16 protein-coding genes and 1 pseudogene are annotated in these 17,623 nt (G+C 39.4%); all 17 read right to left on the reverse strand.

Annotated features, from left to right (window positions below):
• Positions 1-168, reverse strand: a pseudogene (locus KH364_RS08075) (cupin domain-containing protein); the annotation flags it as partial.
• 28 nt (positions 169-196) lie between these two features.
• The gene (locus KH364_RS08080) at positions 197-1,072 is read right to left on the reverse strand and encodes a DUF4261 domain-containing protein (protein WP_273299283.1); all 876 of its coding nucleotides are present in this window, start codon (positions 1,070-1,072) and stop codon (positions 197-199) included.
• Between the two features lie 20 nt (positions 1,073-1,092).
• Positions 1,093-2,088 carry a hypothetical protein gene (locus KH364_RS08085; RefSeq protein ID WP_273299284.1) on the reverse strand — a complete coding sequence of 332 codons (996 nt, stop codon included), beginning with the start codon at positions 2,086-2,088 and terminating at the stop codon, positions 1,093-1,095.
• A gap of 32 nt (positions 2,089-2,120) precedes the next feature.
• The gene (locus KH364_RS08090; RefSeq protein WP_273299285.1) at positions 2,121-2,621 is read right to left on the reverse strand and encodes a hypothetical protein; all 501 of its coding nucleotides are present in this window, start codon (positions 2,619-2,621) and stop codon (positions 2,121-2,123) included.
• A 267-nt stretch (positions 2,622-2,888) separates the two neighbouring features.
• Positions 2,889-4,436 carry a citrate lyase subunit alpha gene (citF, locus tag KH364_RS08095; RefSeq protein ID WP_273299286.1) on the reverse strand — a complete coding sequence of 516 codons (1,548 nt, stop codon included), beginning with the start codon at positions 4,434-4,436 and terminating at the stop codon, positions 2,889-2,891.
• Entirely contained in the window at positions 4,426-5,391 is a 966-nt protein-coding gene (locus KH364_RS08100; protein WP_105097358.1) for an aldolase/citrate lyase family protein, read from the reverse strand. The genes citF and KH364_RS08100 overlap by 11 nt, the downstream gene beginning before the upstream one ends.
• Positions 5,391-5,660 (reverse strand): citrate lyase acyl carrier protein, encoded by a 270-nt coding sequence (gene citD, locus KH364_RS08105; protein ID WP_005385629.1) that lies wholly within the window; start codon positions 5,658-5,660, stop codon positions 5,391-5,393. Before citD ends, KH364_RS08100 begins: the two co-directional genes overlap by 1 nt.
• Before the next feature lie 123 nt (positions 5,661-5,783).
• The gene (locus KH364_RS08110) at positions 5,784-7,187 is read right to left on the reverse strand and encodes an anion permease (RefSeq protein ID WP_265137697.1); all 1,404 of its coding nucleotides are present in this window, start codon (positions 7,185-7,187) and stop codon (positions 5,784-5,786) included.
• A 394-nt stretch (positions 7,188-7,581) separates the two neighbouring features.
• A complete protein-coding gene (locus KH364_RS08115; RefSeq protein ID WP_273299287.1) occupies positions 7,582-8,493 on the reverse strand; it encodes a LysR family transcriptional regulator in 912 nt (303 codons plus the stop codon).
• A gap of 12 nt (positions 8,494-8,505) precedes the next feature.
• Positions 8,506-9,249, reverse strand: coding sequence for a Bax inhibitor-1/YccA family protein (locus KH364_RS08120; RefSeq protein WP_273299288.1), 744 nt, complete (start codon positions 9,247-9,249; stop codon positions 8,506-8,508).
• A 106-nt stretch (positions 9,250-9,355) separates the two neighbouring features.
• Positions 9,356-11,104 carry a pyruvate kinase gene (pyk, locus tag KH364_RS08125; protein WP_273299289.1) on the reverse strand — a complete coding sequence of 583 codons (1,749 nt, stop codon included), beginning with the start codon at positions 11,102-11,104 and terminating at the stop codon, positions 9,356-9,358.
• A gap of 141 nt (positions 11,105-11,245) precedes the next feature.
• A complete protein-coding gene (locus KH364_RS08130; RefSeq protein WP_273299290.1) occupies positions 11,246-14,653 on the reverse strand; it encodes a DNA polymerase III subunit alpha in 3,408 nt (1,135 codons plus the stop codon).
• A gap of 12 nt (positions 14,654-14,665) precedes the next feature.
• On the reverse strand, positions 14,666-15,433 hold the full coding sequence (locus KH364_RS08135; protein WP_337957120.1) for a SprT family zinc-dependent metalloprotease: 768 nt from the start codon (positions 15,431-15,433) through the stop codon (positions 14,666-14,668).
• Between the two features lie 126 nt (positions 15,434-15,559).
• Positions 15,560-15,907: a hypothetical protein gene (locus tag KH364_RS08140; protein WP_273299292.1), complete on the reverse strand. Its 348-nt coding sequence runs from the start codon at positions 15,905-15,907 to the stop codon at positions 15,560-15,562.
• Between the two features lie 182 nt (positions 15,908-16,089).
• Positions 16,090-16,584, reverse strand: a complete 495-nt coding sequence (locus KH364_RS08145; RefSeq protein ID WP_273299293.1) for a hypothetical protein — start codon at positions 16,582-16,584, stop codon at positions 16,090-16,092.
• 51 nt (positions 16,585-16,635) lie between these two features.
• The gene (locus tag KH364_RS08150) at positions 16,636-17,067 is read right to left on the reverse strand and encodes a hypothetical protein (RefSeq protein ID WP_273299294.1); all 432 of its coding nucleotides are present in this window, start codon (positions 17,065-17,067) and stop codon (positions 16,636-16,638) included.
• A gap of 57 nt (positions 17,068-17,124) precedes the next feature.
• Complete coding sequence (locus KH364_RS08155) at positions 17,125-17,613, reverse strand: hypothetical protein (protein ID WP_273299295.1); 489 nt, start codon at positions 17,611-17,613, stop codon at positions 17,125-17,127.
• Positions 17,614-17,623: the final 10 nt, after the last annotated feature.

A 17,623-nucleotide genomic window follows, 5' to 3' on the forward strand; every position in this document is an offset into this window, starting at 1 on the left:
CCATATATCATCAGAGTGATGATGATAATGTTTTGGTAAGGTTTGACCAGGTTTAATAACCCATACTGAACCACCTGTGGAATCAGTTTGATAAAATGGAGTCTTAACAGCTTTCTCTAGACTTTCAACTTTCACAAGTTCCATGTCAAAAACACGTTGATCATTCATAATGCTCACACCTTTCATCAATTACCAACTAGCGAGTGCCCGATGCATATTCGCCCAAATTAATATCTATAACAGTACGAACAGGTTGAATCAAGGAATCCTCATACTGAACCTTCCACTTAATATCTGGATTCAGATCTCCATTTTCTAAGCCGGCAATCGTTTGCCCGTCGTCAATAGGATTATCATGCTCAAAGATATAGTACAACACACTATACGCATGATTTACGATCTCATCGGGATTCATATCGTGAAAGTGGTACTGCAAATCAGGATAGAATAAGGTGCTCATACCTAACGTATCAACCATCATATCATCTGTGCCTTGAATGCTAAAATAACGCACATTTACAGCATAATAAATAAAACGAGTCACATTTTTATCTGGATGATTTTCAATGGTTTCACGACTTAAAAACTTACGAGATAGACCAAAGACAACGGCCTTGCAAGATGGATATAACTCCAACAGCGCATCTACATATTTTACGAGCATATCAGCTCGTTCGTTAGGCTCTAAACCTGAAGCTAACATATCGGTAGCAAATACTCTATATTGGCATTCATCTAATAACTCATCTACATTTGGACAATCCCACACCTGACTACGTTCAAAATCATCTAGTACAGGTTCATCGATTTTCTCACAATTCATCACCATTAAGGTCGGTGGAATATCGGCATCATTATCTTCATAATGAACCTTATAATTTTGAGGTGCGAAACCAGCAGATTCAGCTCCATAACTAAAGCAATCAACAGGGCCTAAATGCTTTGTAAATACCTCTACCATTGTATCGCGGCTAGGCATATCACACTGCTCAGGCATTAATAACTCAACGAAAAACAATCCGCCAGGACGAACAGAGTTATCTGTTAGATCTTGTTTAAATACTTGGCTCATATTCTCTCTCCTAATTTTTACTATTTTTCTGATGAGTGTATTAGTTTATACCATTTTACAATACCCTCAGGGATTAAAAAGCTATTTTTCTCTATTTTTTCTTTTGCCCAACTATAAAGTTCATCAGATGAAATAATATGTATATTATCTATATAGGTCTCCACTACAACTTTATCCTCGGATGAAAATAAATATACCTCTTTATTAGGTTGATCTTTAATCAGCTCTATATAATCATTAGGCTTTAATTCTTTATTCCCTTTTTTCACCTGAGGATATGCAAGCATACCATTTTCCGGATTTACTAATACACATTCATATAGCTCGGTCGCAATTTTATTCGTAGATGGAATTGCAATATAATTCGCCTTATCATATAAATACAAGCAAACCAAATCCTCACAATCTGATGGAGATAGGCAATTATAAAATAATTGTTTTAAAGATGCATTGGACTCAATATTTACCGCTAAAGGTTTTCCATTATAAATAAAAGAAGCATACTCATACATATAATCTTTTCTTACACGTTGAAGAGTTCTACCTTGAATAAATGCTGTGGCAATAACCCCTGGAACTTGACTCTCATCACCAATTGGTTTCCACTCGACATCTTCTATTTGATTTGCTGCATCATGTTCTAGTGCGTCAATACTAGGATTATATACATACCTTAAATTATTTCCAACATAACCTAAGTAATATATACCATTATCACGCATCCAAATATAGTCCCCCGGCTTCACTCGTTCTAAAGTCTCTACGGCAACTATCTTCTTACCAGCTTTAATATTGAATAAATTATACTCTTCAAGAACCTTATAATAAATATCTTTAGATTTAATACTAGCTCTGATAGATTGAATTTTATCAAAAGCTTCTGCATTATACTTTTTTATTTGATCATCATTGATACTCCACCCAACAGCTGCAATAGATTTTTCTCTACAATAAGTAGATATTTTTTTACCATCGTTACTATCTGTTCTTGTTTGTAATCTCCATACAGTCCCCATTGTGTTAACCTCCTAATTAAATAATACAAACTTCACACAATAAATATATTACCTTCTAATTTATAGTATACAGGATGATATTCAGTACTACAAATCGCCATCCATCGTTTTACAAACTTCTCAAAATCAATGTTATAATTACAATTTAATAGAATTTGCATAGAGTTTTGTAATAGATATACTCGTTCAATTTCTAATCTATCTATTAAAGAATTGCTTATGAGTTCACCCTTTACAACTTGTTTAAATCTTGCATATAAATAATCAATACACTGATTTTTATATCCAAGTTTATAATTGCTAGCCACAAATAAACTACGATATGATAATTCACTCGGAAGAAAAGATTCCCATTCTAGTATTTCATGTCCATCTTCAACCATTCTAATATACATATCATTAATATCGATATAATCTCGAATCCAACATTCAACCATTAAGTAAATATTTAATTCTTGCTCCATTAAGTCATCTATATAAAAGTCCTTTAATCCATCTATATCAAATTCTACATTAGCCCTATATTGATACATAGATATCCCCCCTAATATATAATCACATTCTTTTATATAGATATTATAACTTTATGAATGCCCAAATTTTCACCCATAGCATCATATTTAATATATAAAAATCTCACATTATCCCCTCCCTATGGCCCTACAATTCATAAAAATACAAAGACCCGCTCCATGGTCCTCAGACTCATGGAGCGGGTCTTTGTATTAACTCACTAGCATGGGATGGTGAGATGACAGTGGAACCCAAACGGACTCTACCGGACTCCAACCCCTACTCAATTATAGAGGTTTACGAACCACGTCGATGATAGAGCCATCGCGGTATTCTACGATTGCCACGATATCTTCGTCTTTGTCAGACAAAGGAATATCTTGTGGTTTACCAACTAAGTCAAATGCTAATTGTTGTAATTCTTCAATTGTGAAGATAGGCAAATTGCTATCTTTGAAGCGTTCAATCAAATCAGTGCGAGTTGGGTTGATTGCGATACCATATTCAGTAACAAGTACGTCAATGGAGGAGCCTGGTGTAATTACAGTAGCTACTTTATCACGGATCATTGGCAAGCGGCCACGGATCAATGGGCAAGTAATAACTGTGCATTTAGCACCTGCTGCTGTATCGGAGTGACCGCCAGAAGCGCCCATCAATACGCCATTGGAGTCAGTCATTACGTTTACGTTGAAATCAAGGTCGATTTCAGTAGCCCCAAGGAATACTACGTCTAAGTAGTTAGTAGTACAGTCTGTCCAAGGGTTAGCGTACATGGAAGCGGACATTTCGATATGTGCAGAGTTTTTATCCAAAGATGCTGCTGCAGTAGTATCGAATGTTTGAGTATCGTAAATAGCACGAATCAAACCTTCTTCAAGCATACCAGTCAAGATACCAGTAGCACCACCGATAGCAAAGCCAGCTACTTCACCGCGTTTACGAAGCTTTTCACCGATGAATTTCGCCACAGTCAATGGAGCACCACCAGCGCCCAATTGGAATACGAAACCATCTTTAATGATACCAGCTTGGTCAAGGAATTCACCAGCTAATTCAGCAATTTTGATTTGGATAGGATTTTTAGTGAAACCTACCGCACCAGAAGCGATACCTTCTGGATCACCAATGCTTTCAACCTCTACAACATAATCTACGTCAGTTTGAGGAATTGCATAGTTGTGTACATAGTCAACTAAGTTATCAGTGATGATAACAGTTGTATCTGCATAGTGGGAGTCAACTTTAGCATAGCCAAGTGCGCCACATGCGGATTTGCCTGTACGACCAGTAGCATTACCACGTGGATCAGCTGTAGGAGCGCCCATGAAAGCTACGTCAATATGAACTTCGCCACATTCGATAGCACGAGCACGGCCACCATGGGAACGAATGATTACAGGGCGTTTCATTACGCCTGGGTTTTGTGTTAAGAATTTACCAAGACGATCGCGCAAGCCAGATGTTTCGATAGCTGTTACAGTACCATCTTGAATCATTTCTACTAAGAACTCATGGCATGGGGATAAGGAGGAAGACGCAATTGTAATGTCTTTAATACCTTTCGCTTGAACGCGTTCCATAACCATTTTCATTACATAGTCGCCATTGCGCAAGTGATGGTGGAAAGACAATGTCATACCATCTTTTACGCCGGCTTTTTCGATTGCTTCGTCGATAGAAGCAAGAACTTTATTAGTACCCACACGGCTCATGTGTACAGTTTTACCTGCACGATGAGCTTTTGGTTCGATTGCGAATTCACCTTGGTATACTTCGCGACCTTCTAGTGCTGGGATATTTGTTGGGATATCGCGACCTACTTTATTTAACATCGTATTCTGCTCCTTCCTCTAATTCAACTTTAATACCTGCTGCACGTGCTTTATCAACTACGCGTTGTGCACGAACTACGATAGGACCATCGATCATTTTGCCATCTACAGCGATTACGCCTTTATTGTTGCGCAATGCATCTGCATAGCTGTTCAATACCTTAACGGAATGAGCGATTTCTTTTTCGTCAGGAGTGAATACTTCGTGGATAATTTTAATTTGGCTTGGGTGGATACAAGATTTGCCATCGTAACCCAAAGCTTTAATGAATTCAACTTCTTCGCGGAAACCTTGAGGATCTTTCACGTCGGAGAATACAGTATCGATTACGCGGATACCTGCTTCGCGTGCGGCATGAAGGATTGTTTGACGAGCGAACAACAATTCAACAGCTGGTTTGCTTTTACCAGTGCGAAGGTCAGCACGATAGTCTTCAGCGCCAAGAGCGATAGCAACTACGCGAGGGCCATGGCAGATTTCACGAACATTGTACAAGCCACGAACGGATTCGATAGCTACGATAATGTTGATGGTACCTTCTTCCCAACCGTTAGCTTTTTCTACTTCTTCAATTTTCTTCGCTACGATTTCAACTTCGGAAACGTCCTCAGTTTTAGGTAAACGAATCAAATCAGGTTTAGCAGGAACGATTACATCAAGATCATCATAACCATAAGGAGTTTGTGTAGGATGGTTGATACGAACAACTGTTTCACCCCGGAACTTACGGGATTTCAAAGCTTCTGCAGTTAAAAGACGAGCAGTGTCTTTTTCTGTTACAGCAACGGAATCTTCGATGTCGATCATGATGGAGTCAGCACCGTGAATGTCAGCACTGTTAATCATTTTAGGTGTATTACCAGGTACGAACATCATGGAACGAGACAAGCGTTTTTTAGCAGCCTCTGTTAATGGATTTGTTTTAACTTCTGGGAATGTTTTATCGTTAGCCATTATGCTTTGCTCCCCCTTTCCAATGCGCCTAATACGCGAGCTTTAATTGTATAATCCCAAGCATTTTTATCTTGTACGATTACTTTCACGCCGTCAAAACCAGCTTCTTTTACTGTGTTCAAAATAACGGATTTAATTTGGTCGCCGTATTGACGGATAACTTTGGATGTTAATTCGATTTCGATACCGCTAGCAATCGGTTCAACCGTTACTAATGCATCATTTTTTTCGTCGAAGCCTGCTTGAGCAGCTTTTACTAATTGTGCCATGTTGCATCCTTTCCTTGTGAAACATTTATAAAGTTCAAGTCTGTACAGGCTCGTCGCGAGAGCCCAGTACAGACGATGAATACTAACAATTAAATTCTAACACTCCATAGTGAAAGTTTCATATTACATGAAACCTGTGATTTTCCACCAAGGAATACCAATTACGTAGTTCAATACTAAACATACTACTGCAATCATTAAACCAACTGTCCACCAGTCTTTTACATTGTTGTAACCAGCGGAGAAGATGATTGGACCAGGAGCAGCACCGTAGTGAGTTACGGAACCACCATAGGAGTTTGTACCAATCAGAATGAATGCAAGTAATGTAGGATCGATGCCTGCGTTCATACCAACGATCAAGAATACTGGAAGCATCGCGGAGATGTATGCAGTACCAGATGCGAAGAAGTAACGAACAGCAACGGAAATAATGGAGATAAGGATAAGCATCATGAATGGATCTAAACCGAAGTTCATGTGAGCTTCTAAATATTTAGCCAACCATTCGAAGAATTTACCTTTAGACAATGCGGAGGATAAGCCCAGGATACCACCGAACCAAATCAATGTGTTCCAAGCAGCTTTAGTTTTGAGCAAGTCATCCCAAGTAATAATACCACATATAAATGTAGCAATCATCGCTACGATAGCTACAGCTGTAGCGTCAATTTTGATATCAAATGTTGGAAGAATCCAACCAGTGATTGCAAGAAGCGCGATAGCAATAAGACCTTTTTCAGACGCTTTCATAGGTCCCAATTCAGCTAAGCCATCAGCAGCAATTTTCTTGTTGTCGATTTCTTTTACAGTCGGGCGTTCATACATGTAGCCAATAATAGGAACAAGCATTAACATGATAAAGCCAGGTACGAACATTGCTAATGCCCATTGAGCCCAGTTCAAAGATACTCCTGTCAATTTAGTAATAAAGTCAAGAGCTAAATAGTTTGGCGCCATCGCAGTTGCAAAGAAGAAGGATGTTACCTTTGTAGCAAAGTAACCATTCTGTAAGAGGTAAGCGCCTGCTTTTTTTGCAGATTCGCCAGGATAAGAACCAACTGCTTCAGCGATGGACAAGTTGATTGGATATACGATACCAGCCGCACGAGCTGTGTTGGATGGTGTGGCAGGAGATAAGATTAAGTCAAGGAATGCCGTAACATAACCTAAACGAAGTGTAGTACTACCAAAAGCGCGAACCAAGTAGTACGCAATGCGGTGACCAAGGCCAGTTTTACCAAATGCAACGGATAAACCGAAGGCTGCGAAGATCAACCATAATGCTGTATTGCTGTAACCAGTCAATACTTCTTTTGTATTGCTCAATAAAATAGAAGATGTAGCAACACCTAATAATACTGTAATAGGAACTGGGAATGGTTTTAATACCAAGCCCACGATAGTAGCTAAATAAATACCGAATAATTTCCATACTTGCGGTTTGAGGCCTTCTGGTGTGCCACCGAACCACATAAACGCGACGATGGCAGCCATAATGCCAATACGCCATAATTTGTCTTTCATGTGTGTCGTTACCTTTCTTAACTAACTCAGGCATACATAAAATCATCTAGTCTTGAACAACGTAACAGCTCGCGACGTCTGTTACATCGATTAAGTCTACACTCATTATAAATGTTTAAAAGAATTATGAATAATAGATTACCTTTATAGGGGTTATAAAAACTTTTATATCTATCAATCATACTTTTTATGCATTTTGAGCATAGTTTTGCAGTTCCAAATGAAAAAAATGCATGTATACGTCCCCAAAGGGGGTATACATGCACTTACATGGTACTGCCTTGCTCTTTCGAGATATCTTTATTATGGGCTATTATATCGAAAAAGTCCAATACTGAAATAGCATGGATAAACAGTTATAAAAGCTCATAGATATGCTCTATTGCAAAGATTCTTATGCGTTATATTCTCTAAAAATACTATTATCTACTACGGTATGTTCTTTGTAGTAATTGCGAACATACTCAATAAATGTCTTTACTACTACTAGATTTTCCGCATCCTTTGTGTACACCATATTCGTATCACGTGTGATGCATTCACCGTCTTTATTGCGCAACGGACTTACATAAATATCTTTATCCTTGCAAGATCCAAGGCCCATATAGGTCAAAATCGACCAGCCAAGGCCTGCACGAACAAAGTGACGACAGGTACTCATGGAGTTTACATCCATCGCAACACTCGGTGGCTCTTCAAAATGTTCAGCGCACCATGTTTCGATGATGTTGGCTACCGATACATCTGTTTGGTATTTAATGAATGGCACCTTCTCTAATGACTCAGGTGGTACTAACTCTTTATAAACCAAACAATATGGCTCAGCCAGTAACAATTCAGATTTTCCAGATACATCATAGCCACCACGAGCAAAGGCAACCATACAATCGCCTGTATTGAACATTTTTACTACTTGATGGCTGAAAGCAGTCTTTACTTGAATATGAACATCTGGGTATTGTTCGCGGAAGGCTTTCAATAAGGCAGGTAGCTCATAGTCTGCAAAGTTGATAGATGACGCAATTTTCAAGGTCCCTTGAATCTTACCAGACGCAGAGTTCATAGCATTCTCCAATGCCTCTTGATCTTGCATCATTCTTTTACAGTAATCATAGAAAATTTCGCCTTGTGCCGTGAGGGCAATCCCTTCAGCAGTCCGCAACAATAGAGAATGGCCCAAGGCTTTTTCCATATGACGCAACCGATAGCTCAACGCCGGTTGCGATAAAAATAATTTTTCTGCAGCCCTTGTAATATTGCCTTCATCGACAACGGTTACAAAGGTTTGCCATTCTCTATCGTCCATACTATCTCCTTGTTATCGCTTATTACCAAAGATGCGCAATAAGGATAAGAATAAGTTAATGAAATCTAAGTATAGATTTAACGCACCTGTAATTTCGATGCGGTCTAAGATGCTTTCATCCTCCATCAAAGCTACTTCAGTCACATTGTTTTTAATGCGGTTAACGTCAATAGCTGTAAAAATAGAGAATACAACAACGCCTACATAGCCAAGCACGAGGCTCACTGTATCACTGAAAGCACTGAGTACAGCCCAGTTAAAGTAACGAGCCCCTATCATCACAAAAGATACGATAATCATACCAATTAAGGCAGCCATTACATATGGTGTTAGGGATGACAAGTTACGTTTCGTAGTAGCCCCTACCACGGCAAAGCCAATGAAGAATGCCAGTGTGCCTACTAATGCAGGAATGACCACATCAAACACATTATATCGCAACGATATCAAGGTCAATGTAAGACCATTCAATGCACTGTAGAGGAAGAACATACCGCGCAAAGTCATTACGTTTGCCGTATATGCTCGAGCACTAAATAGAACTATAACACCAAGCTCTACTAATAAAATGATATTGAAATTTTGGTACGCGAATCGCAACCAATTTGGATTTGCTAATGCAGCAAAGCCAACACCGATAGTTGTAAGCAAACCTACAACCATCCACAAGAAAGATCCCTTCAAACGTTGGGATACGATACTTTCAACTTGAGCAACTTGAGAGTTGCTAGGTCCTGTTACATTATATGGATTCATAGTCTCTCCTTATATTAAGCATTTATATTTTGACTAGCCTACACTTCGTCACTTAATTCCATCACGAAATTAGGTAGTCCCTATATTATAAAATTATTATCACTAACTATCGAGCATTGGCAATGCCTGCAAACACCTTGCCGCGTTCGCCATCGATAGTTACCTCTTGACCTTCAAGAAGTACGTCATGAGCATTTTTAGCGCCTAAAATTACAGGAATACCATAGGTAATGCCTGCAATAGCACTGTCAGAAGTATAACCATCTTCAACAGCGATAATGCCGCCTGCACGTTTTGCAATAGCCATTAATTCAGGCTCCATTGTGCCCACCACAAGGATGTCGCCGTCTTTGAAGCTTTCATAATTCCCCTTATGATTAGTAGCAATGAATACAGTGCCTGTAACGGATTTACGCAAAATACCATTACCAGATAAGAGTACTTGGCCTGCAATATGAACTCGAATCATATTTGTAGTACCTGTAGCACCAGATGGTACGCCAGCCGTTACCACAACTAAGTCACCAGACTCAATGGCACCTGTGCCAAGAGCACCTGTAATCGCTTGTTTAACCATTTCATCAGAATTAACGATTTCATGACCTTTAATAGCCTCTACCCCCCAGCATAATTGCATGCGGCGAATTGTTTCGTCATGCGGTGTTACAGCAATAATTTTGCAAGCCGGACGATGTCGAGCTGTGCTAATTGCAGTATGACCAGATTCAGTACATGTCAAAATAGCAGCAGCTCCAAGGTTTTGAGCGATACGCACGCTTGCTAAACATACAGCACTGGTAGTCGTCATATCCACATCTTGACGAGCACGACTTTTGCTATCGTAAATAGCCGCTTGTTCTGTTACCTCAGCAATGCGTGTCATAGTCGTAACCGCTTCTACTGGGTAAGCGCCATTTGCTGTTTCACCAGACAACATGATCGCATCCGTACCATCCAAAATGGCATTGGCTACGTCACTTGCTTCCGCACGTGTTGGACGTGGATTTTGAATCATGGACTCCAACATTTGGGTTGCTGTAATAACTGGTTTCCCTAAGTCATTACATTTTTCAATCATCATTTTTTGAAGTACTGGTACCTCTTCGGCAGGGATTTCTACACCGAGGTCACCGCGAGCAACCATAAGACCGTCCGCTACTTCCAAAATTTCATCAATATTTTTAACACCTTCAGCATTTTCAATTTTTGCGATAATCTTGATATCTTTTTTCTCAGACTCAAGGATGCGGCGGATAGCCACCACATCTTTGCCGCGTTGCATGAAGGATGCGGCCACAAAGTCTACACCTTGTTGACAGCCAAAGCGTAAATCTGCTTCGTCCTGTTCAGATACAGGAGGCAAGCTAAGCGCTACCCCTGGCACAGCTACGCGTTTACGGTTACCAATTTCACCACTGTTTTGAACAGTAGTAATGATGTTATTTCCTTCGATGGCATCGATGTTAAGCGTTACAAGGCCATCAGCCAAGAGGATTTTATCCCCAACGGACACGTCGCCTACAAGGCCTTTGTGGTTCACGGAGCTAAGCTCTTTTGTGCCTTCCACATCATCGGTAGTCAATGTAAACTTTTGACCTTCTTCAAGGAATACTTTACCCTCTTTAAATAGGCCAAGACGAACCTCAGGACCTTTCGTATCGAGCAATAGCGCAATTGGTTTATTAACAATCATCGCCGCATCACGCACCATTTGCATGCGTTCTGCTTGCTCTTCGTGAGATCCATGAGAGAAATTAAAACGAGCCACATTCATGCCCGCTCGCATCATATCTTCTAAAATACCAAATTTATCCGTTCCCGGACCTACAGTACATACGATTTTTGTACGTTTCATCTTTCCTCCTATGAAACTAATCCCTAGACGAGATTTTTCATTTCTTATTATATATCGTGAAAGCTAGCTGTGCTTCACGCAACATAAGTTATTAAGTAGTAAATATATTTATTCGTGCCTTAATATCTACTTATGCATATATTATTGTACCTCTACGGATCCATCACCTAATATAGCTTCAATAGCCTTGATGGATTCATCACTAGGGTCAAAGCACATATTCGGTGGCAAGTTAATACGCTTCCGTTGACGGTGCAAGTATAGTGATGTTGGCACAGAGCCTGCGGTGTTCGTTAATACCCGTTTTAAGGCTTCACTATTTTCTGGCGTGTCATATTGGCTATAAATATGGATGGCCACATGCTTAGCCTGACTATAGTTTACCTTTAATGGCATAATGCGGTCTGCAATAATTTGCACACCCTTTTCATCCGCATCAACGCGGCCTTTTACCTTAACGATCATATCGACAGCAAGGAACTGTTGACTTTGACTAAAGACCTTCGGGAATGCCACTACATTGGCCGCACCAGAGTAATCTTCGATACGAAGAATGGACATAACCTCATTTCGTCTTGTCATACGGTCCGTCTTATTTTCAATCAAACCGCCAAAGGTTATGGTTTGACCGTCATATTGCTCTGGATTTTCTACGAGAGCCCCCAGTTCAAAGAGGCCCTCTAATTCCTTAGCATAGCCTTGCAATGGATGGCCTGTGATGTAAAAGCCTGTATATTCCTTCTCATCCTTCAATTTATCGTCCTCCGATAAATCCTCCACATTAGGTACAGGGATGAAATCTACAGACTCCTCTATATCGCCAAAGAGGCTCATGGTGCCCATAGCGGCATCCTTTTGCTCTTTAGCACCAACGGCTTGGGCGCTTTCATACATATGCAATAATTGGTTTCGGTTTTCCTTGAAACCATCCATGGCACCGCAGCGAATGAGACTTTCAAGAAGTCGTTTATTAACAACCTTGTTGTCCACGCGTTTACAGAAATCTACTATATCTGTATAGCGGCCGTGCTCATTGCGCTCGCGAATCAAGCGATCAATGGCATTATCCCCTACGTTCTTGATGCCCCCAAGGCCGAAGCGAATGGCATCACCTTGCACGGCAAAGCTGCGTTCAGAATAGTTAATATCTGGACCGAGTACCTTAACGTTGTGCTTCTTGCAGGCATTGATGTAGTACGTCAATTTCTGCATGTTTTGCATGAAGCTAGTCATGGTAGCGGCCATGAATTCAGGGAAATAGTGGGCTTTCAGATACGCCGTTTGATACGCAATGTATGCATAAGCCGCACTATGTGATTTATTAAAACCATAGCCTGCGAAGTATACGAGCAAGTCAAATACTTCATTCGCGATGGACTCTTCTATACCATTATTTATGGAACCTTGAATAAAGGACTCGCGCTGAGCCTTTAGAACGGATTCCTTTTTCTTACCCATGGCGCGGCGCATTAAGTCCGCTTGACCAAGGGAGAAGCCGCCCATGGCAGATGCAATCTGCATAACCTGTTCTTGGTACAAGATTACCCCAAAGGTATCTTTCAAAATCGGTTCCAAGATTGGATGTAAATAAGTAACCTCTTTTTTACCGTGACGGCGGTCGATAAAGTCCGCCACCATGCCAGAGCCCAATGGACCTGGACGGTACAAGGCAACCAATGGAATTAAGTCTTCAAAATGCTCAGGCTTAAGGTCCATAACGAGCTTGGTGATACCTTCCGATTCGAGCTGGAATACACCAGAGGTGTCGCCTTTTGTGAGGATATCACAAGCTTCCTTATCATCGAGTGGTATTGCATCTAAATCGAGATCAATACCACGGTTCGCCTTGATGAGCTTTAAGGCATCCCCCATAACCGTTAAGGTACGGAGACCCAAGAAGTCCATCTTTAAGAGGCCTAATTCCTCGATGTTATCCTTGTCGTACTGCGTTACAAAGCCTTCATCATTGGCATTTTGTACTGGTACGTGGTCATCTAGAGGGTCCGCGGAAATTACGACGCCCGCCGCATGAGTGGACGAATTTCGCGCAATCCCTTCTAGCTTTTTACCAAAATCAAATAACTCTTTAACATTTGGATCAGCTTCGTATAACGCTTTTAACTCTTTCCCTTGTAGCGCCTTATCTAAGGTAATCCCAAGCTCATTGGGAATCATCTTAGCAATACGGTTCACTTCCGCCAGTGGTAAGTCTAGCACGCGACCTACGTCTCGAATTACGGCACGCGCGGCCTCAGTACCAAAGGTAATAATCTGAGATACACGCTCCTGACCGTATTTTCGTGTTACATATTCGATGGCTTGGCCACGCTTTTCATAACAGAAGTCAATATCGATATCGGGCATGCTTACCCGCTCAGGATTTAAGAACCGTTCAAAGAGCAAATCGTATTTTAATGGATCAAGGCCTGTAATGCCAAGTAGATAGGCTACTACAGAACCGGCCGCAGAACCACGACCAGGACCTACTAAGATGTCGTGCTCACGGGCATACCGTACATAATCCCATACGATAAGGAAGTAATCCTCAAATCCCATGGTACCAATAACATCTAACTCGTAGTCTAAACGTTTTTGTAATGCTTCAGAGGTCTCCCCATAGAGGCGAGGAATTTCTCGTTCACAAACCTTACGCAAATAGGTCTTAGACGTTTCCCCTTCTGGCACATCAAAGTGCGGCAAGTGATGTTCGTCAAAATTAAACTCTACATTGCAGCGTTCTGCAATTTTTAAGGTATTTTCGATAGCCCCTGGAATATGTCCAAATAACTGTGCCATCTCATCCCCAGATTTCAAGTAGAACTCATCATTAGGGAATTTTAAACGGTCTACCTCAGCACGACGTCGGCCTGTAGAAATACATACCTTAATGTCTTGCGCATCCGCATCCTCTTTTAAAACATAGTGGAAGTCATTAGACGCTACGATGCCAAGACCATATTCCTTGCTGAGCTTAATGAGCTCCTCTTGAGCCTTTGCCTCCTCAGATAAGCCATGATTTTGAATTTCTAAGAAGAAATTATCCTTCCCGTACGTCTCAATATACCATTCAATGGAACGCTTCGCGCCTTCCATATTATCTTGCAAAATATATTGAGGAATTTCCCCTTGAATACATGCACTAAGGGCAATTATCCCTTTGCTGTATTGGCGCAATAAATCACGGTCTGCACGTGGCTTATAATTAAAACCTTCAGTAGAGGCTTTCGACACGATTTTTACAAGATTTCGATACCCTTCCATAGTCTCTGCTAATAGAATGAGATGTTTCAAACGTTCACGGCTACGACCTTCCGGCTTATCAAGACGGCTACCTTCTGTGACATATACTTCACAACCGATGATAGGCTTAACGCCTTGGGCCACACACTCTTTATAGAAATAAATGGCTGCGTACATATTGCCATGATCTGTAATGGCAAGGGCCGGCTGATTTAACTCCTTCGCACGACGTACCATGTCAGGCAAACGACTGATGCCGTCTAGCAAACTAAACTCTGTATGACTATGTAAATGTACAAATGGCTGCATGGTACACCTCCTTTAAGGGCGATGAGCAAAATACACGTTCAATGACTTCTTACGAGCCTTCCAATCTGGCAAAAACTGTGCCACTAGATTGTGAAAGTTCTTAGAATGGTCTAAATATTTAAAATGAGCAAACTCATGAACCATAACGTACTCAATATACGCCTGTGGCCCCTCTAATAGTCGGGTGTTCATCTTAATGAGCTGCTTTGCTGGCGTACAAGAACCCCAACGACTCTTCATGCGCTGCTGTTTTATGGTTGGCATAGGCACATCAACACCTTGCTTGTGAAAGCGCTGATACACGACCTTCGCCCAATGGACGAATACCTTCTCCCCTAAATTACGCCAATAACTTTGCATCAATTTATGCTTTGCTTCATAGGTAGTACCTCGAGGCACCACCATGGTAAGGATGGCCTTTCCGTCAAAGCCGATATGAGGCTTTCCGTCCTGCTCAACTAGGCGCAACGTAACGGGAATGCCGAGGATTGATAAGCTTTCACCATTCACATACTGCAACGCATCGACACGCTTGGCATTCAATGCATCAATCTTGTAACGAGCCCGCTCAATGAAGGGCATATTCTCAATGACAAACTTGTCCACCCTATAATCCGGCACATACGCATTCGCCGACACATGGATCACACCATCCTTTGTAATACGCATGTTCATGTTCTTCACACGCTTGATGGTTAACTCATATTCAATTATGTCGCCATTATAGGTAATAGACCTAGTTGTTGAAGTATTCATACCTTTTATTTTATCATAAAACACTCATAAAATCGTAAAAATCTGGTGATTTTAATAGGAATTATTCGATATAGGTAAAATGATAAAAAACAACAGATAGCTGATTAAAGATAATCAGCTATCTGTTGTTTAATTTAATATTATTACACTCTAAGGTTGACTAATGACTAGCAACTCCCAATTCCCATCATATGGTCCGGTATAGAGTAAATCTCCACTAAATTGTGCAAAGCCAAATTGATAAGAAGTTATCCTTGAATCAGATACTTTACCTATCATCTTATTGCCTGTAATAGCTTGTAATGGAGGAATAATTAACTCTACAGTCTTTTCTTCTGAAAGATTAGATTTAAAGCGGATATGATTTCCCCAACCGCCACCTTTCATACGTCCACCTTCACCTATTTCAGTAATCTCTAGTTGGTCATTCTTTTGTATTAGATCTGTAGCAACCGTAATAAAGTTATTTACTCGTTCACGATGAAATGGTCGTTGCATGGAATCTCTAATATTGATAGTTACAAAAAGAATGGCTACCACTACTAAAAATATTAATAACAATTTTTTTCTCATATAACGCCTTTTTTATATTAAAGTATATATATAAAATAGCCCTTAACAATAAATACTTAAAGACCTAACTATGATGTTAGAACTTGGAATCTTTTATTATACTGCTATTAAAAAGAAATTCGGCTACCTTGTGATTTAAACCTTCCAGGCGCTTCTGACAATTTCTTATATATATCAAATGTTTCAGATGGGTCTAAACTTTCAATTGGTTGTAAAATCATCTTATCACCGTAATACTGTTGTTGTAATCTAGTAAAATTATTTATAGTTTCGACATCTTCTAGATTTAAATAATATACGATAATTGTATTGCTCTCTTGATTGATAATAACATAGACATCATCATTCATTGCATAAATTTTATCATTAATAATATCCATCGAAATACCTTTATTAATGAGATATACACTGTAGGCCTTATCAAAAATTGTATTGTATCTGCTATCAACTACATACCGATACTGTAAATCATGATATAACCACCCCCCACCTATAAAGAGAAATAGACCAAAAGTAATTACCAATACCTTTGATAGCTGCAGTAAACTCTTTAAAAAATCTATTATTTTATTCATATTTATATAATTGTAATATTTCTCCATAAACTCACTATAATATAACAACCTACAAAAGCTTTTATCCCTAATAATGAATTATAAATGCAATATTTCTAGCCAATTGTTACGTGCTAACAGTACAAGATATCCATCCTTCTCTGGATTCTTTGTTACATATACTCTATATGATTCATTTTCATATACATAAAGAGACTTAGTTTGTTCAACTAAAATCCACTCCCCACTTAAGGGCTTTATTGATTCTATATCTTTATGTAGTGAATCTTTCTTTATACTTATTGATACACCTAAAGATAATAGATTTCTTCTGTTCGGATCATATACATCTCCATCAATTATATAGTGTTCCCGTGGAAAAGCTGCATTTAAAGCTTGTGTCAGTTCTATTCTAGACTGCTCAACAGTATCATTAAACAAAAACCTATAGCCTAATCCACAAATTAGCCATACGAAAAAACAGCCTATAAATGTGTACCAAACAACAGAATAAATTGTTTTAAATTTCATCGCTAACCCCTCTATATTGCCTATATACTAGATCTATCGAGCAGAGCAGCTAGAGAATTAAAGATATTCCCAGTTGCCACTTTCAATTAAACGCCGATATCTTATAGGAACATTCTCGTAATTATCTATTATCTTTATTCTTCCAATAAAATCATCATATTGTTTTTCATCCATATCAAATTTAAGATTTACAAACATATAGTGATCTAAATATCCATCATAAATAATATATTTTTGTTGAATATGATCAACTTGACCAATAAAAATTTGATGTTTATAAATTGATTTGTATATATGATAATTATCTGATTCTAAGGAGTTTATTAATTTATATGACTTGATACCAGATCCAATTCTAATCATTTGTCTGTAATCATACAATACGCCTTCATTATTTAACTGAATTAAATAATCTGGCTTTATACCAACCACACTTCCTAATTCGGCATGAAAAAACCAGGAATTCACTAGAAAATAGATACCAATTAAAAACAGTGAAAAAATATTTCCTAATATGCTAATTATTAGCAATCGCTTTTTCCACATCAGCTAATCA

Source organism: Veillonella sp. oral taxon 158 (assembly GCF_018376515.1).
GTDB classification, from domain to species: Bacteria; Bacillota; Negativicutes; order Veillonellales; family Veillonellaceae; genus Veillonella; species Veillonella rogosae.

Bases quoted from the DNA above. Each gene is read 5' to 3' on its own strand.
- KH364_RS08090 (WP_273299285.1), bottom strand. From the start codon at position 2,621: ATGTATCAATATAGGGCTAATGTAGAATTTGATATAGATGGATTAAAG.
- KH364_RS08110 (WP_265137697.1), bottom strand. From the start codon at position 7,187: ATGAAAGACAAATTATGGCGTATTGGCATTATGGCTGCCATCGTCGCG.
- KH364_RS08140 (WP_273299292.1), bottom strand. From the start codon at position 15,907: ATGCAACGACCATTTCATCGTGAACGAGTAAATAACTTTATTACGGTT.
- KH364_RS08085 (WP_273299284.1), bottom strand. From the start codon at position 2,088: ATGGGGACTGTATGGAGATTACAAACAAGAACAGATAGTAACGATGGT.
- KH364_RS08115 (WP_273299287.1), bottom strand. From the start codon at position 8,493: ATGGACGATAGAGAATGGCAAACCTTTGTAACCGTTGTCGATGAAGGC.
- KH364_RS08100 (WP_105097358.1), bottom strand. From the start codon at position 5,391: ATGGCTAACGATAAAACATTCCCAGAAGTTAAAACAAATCCATTAACA.
- KH364_RS08150 (WP_273299294.1), bottom strand. From the start codon at position 17,067: ATGAAATTTAAAACAATTTATTCTGTTGTTTGGTACACATTTATAGGC.
- KH364_RS08080 (WP_273299283.1), bottom strand. From the start codon at position 1,072: ATGAGCCAAGTATTTAAACAAGATCTAACAGATAACTCTGTTCGTCCT.
- citD (WP_005385629.1), bottom strand. From the start codon at position 5,660: ATGGCACAATTAGTAAAAGCTGCTCAAGCAGGCTTCGACGAAAAAAAT.
- KH364_RS08145 (WP_273299293.1), bottom strand. From the start codon at position 16,584: ATGGAGAAATATTACAATTATATAAATATGAATAAAATAATAGATTTT.
- KH364_RS08120 (WP_273299288.1), bottom strand. From the start codon at position 9,249: ATGAATCCATATAATGTAACAGGACCTAGCAACTCTCAAGTTGCTCAA.
- KH364_RS08130 (WP_273299290.1), bottom strand. From the start codon at position 14,653: ATGCAGCCATTTGTACATTTACATAGTCATACAGAGTTTAGTTTGCTA.
- KH364_RS08155 (WP_273299295.1), bottom strand. From the start codon at position 17,613: ATGTGGAAAAAGCGATTGCTAATAATTAGCATATTAGGAAATATTTTT.
- citF (WP_273299286.1), bottom strand. From the start codon at position 4,436: ATGTTAAATAAAGTAGGTCGCGATATCCCAACAAATATCCCAGCACTA.
- pyk (WP_273299289.1), bottom strand. From the start codon at position 11,104: ATGAAACGTACAAAAATCGTATGTACTGTAGGTCCGGGAACGGATAAA.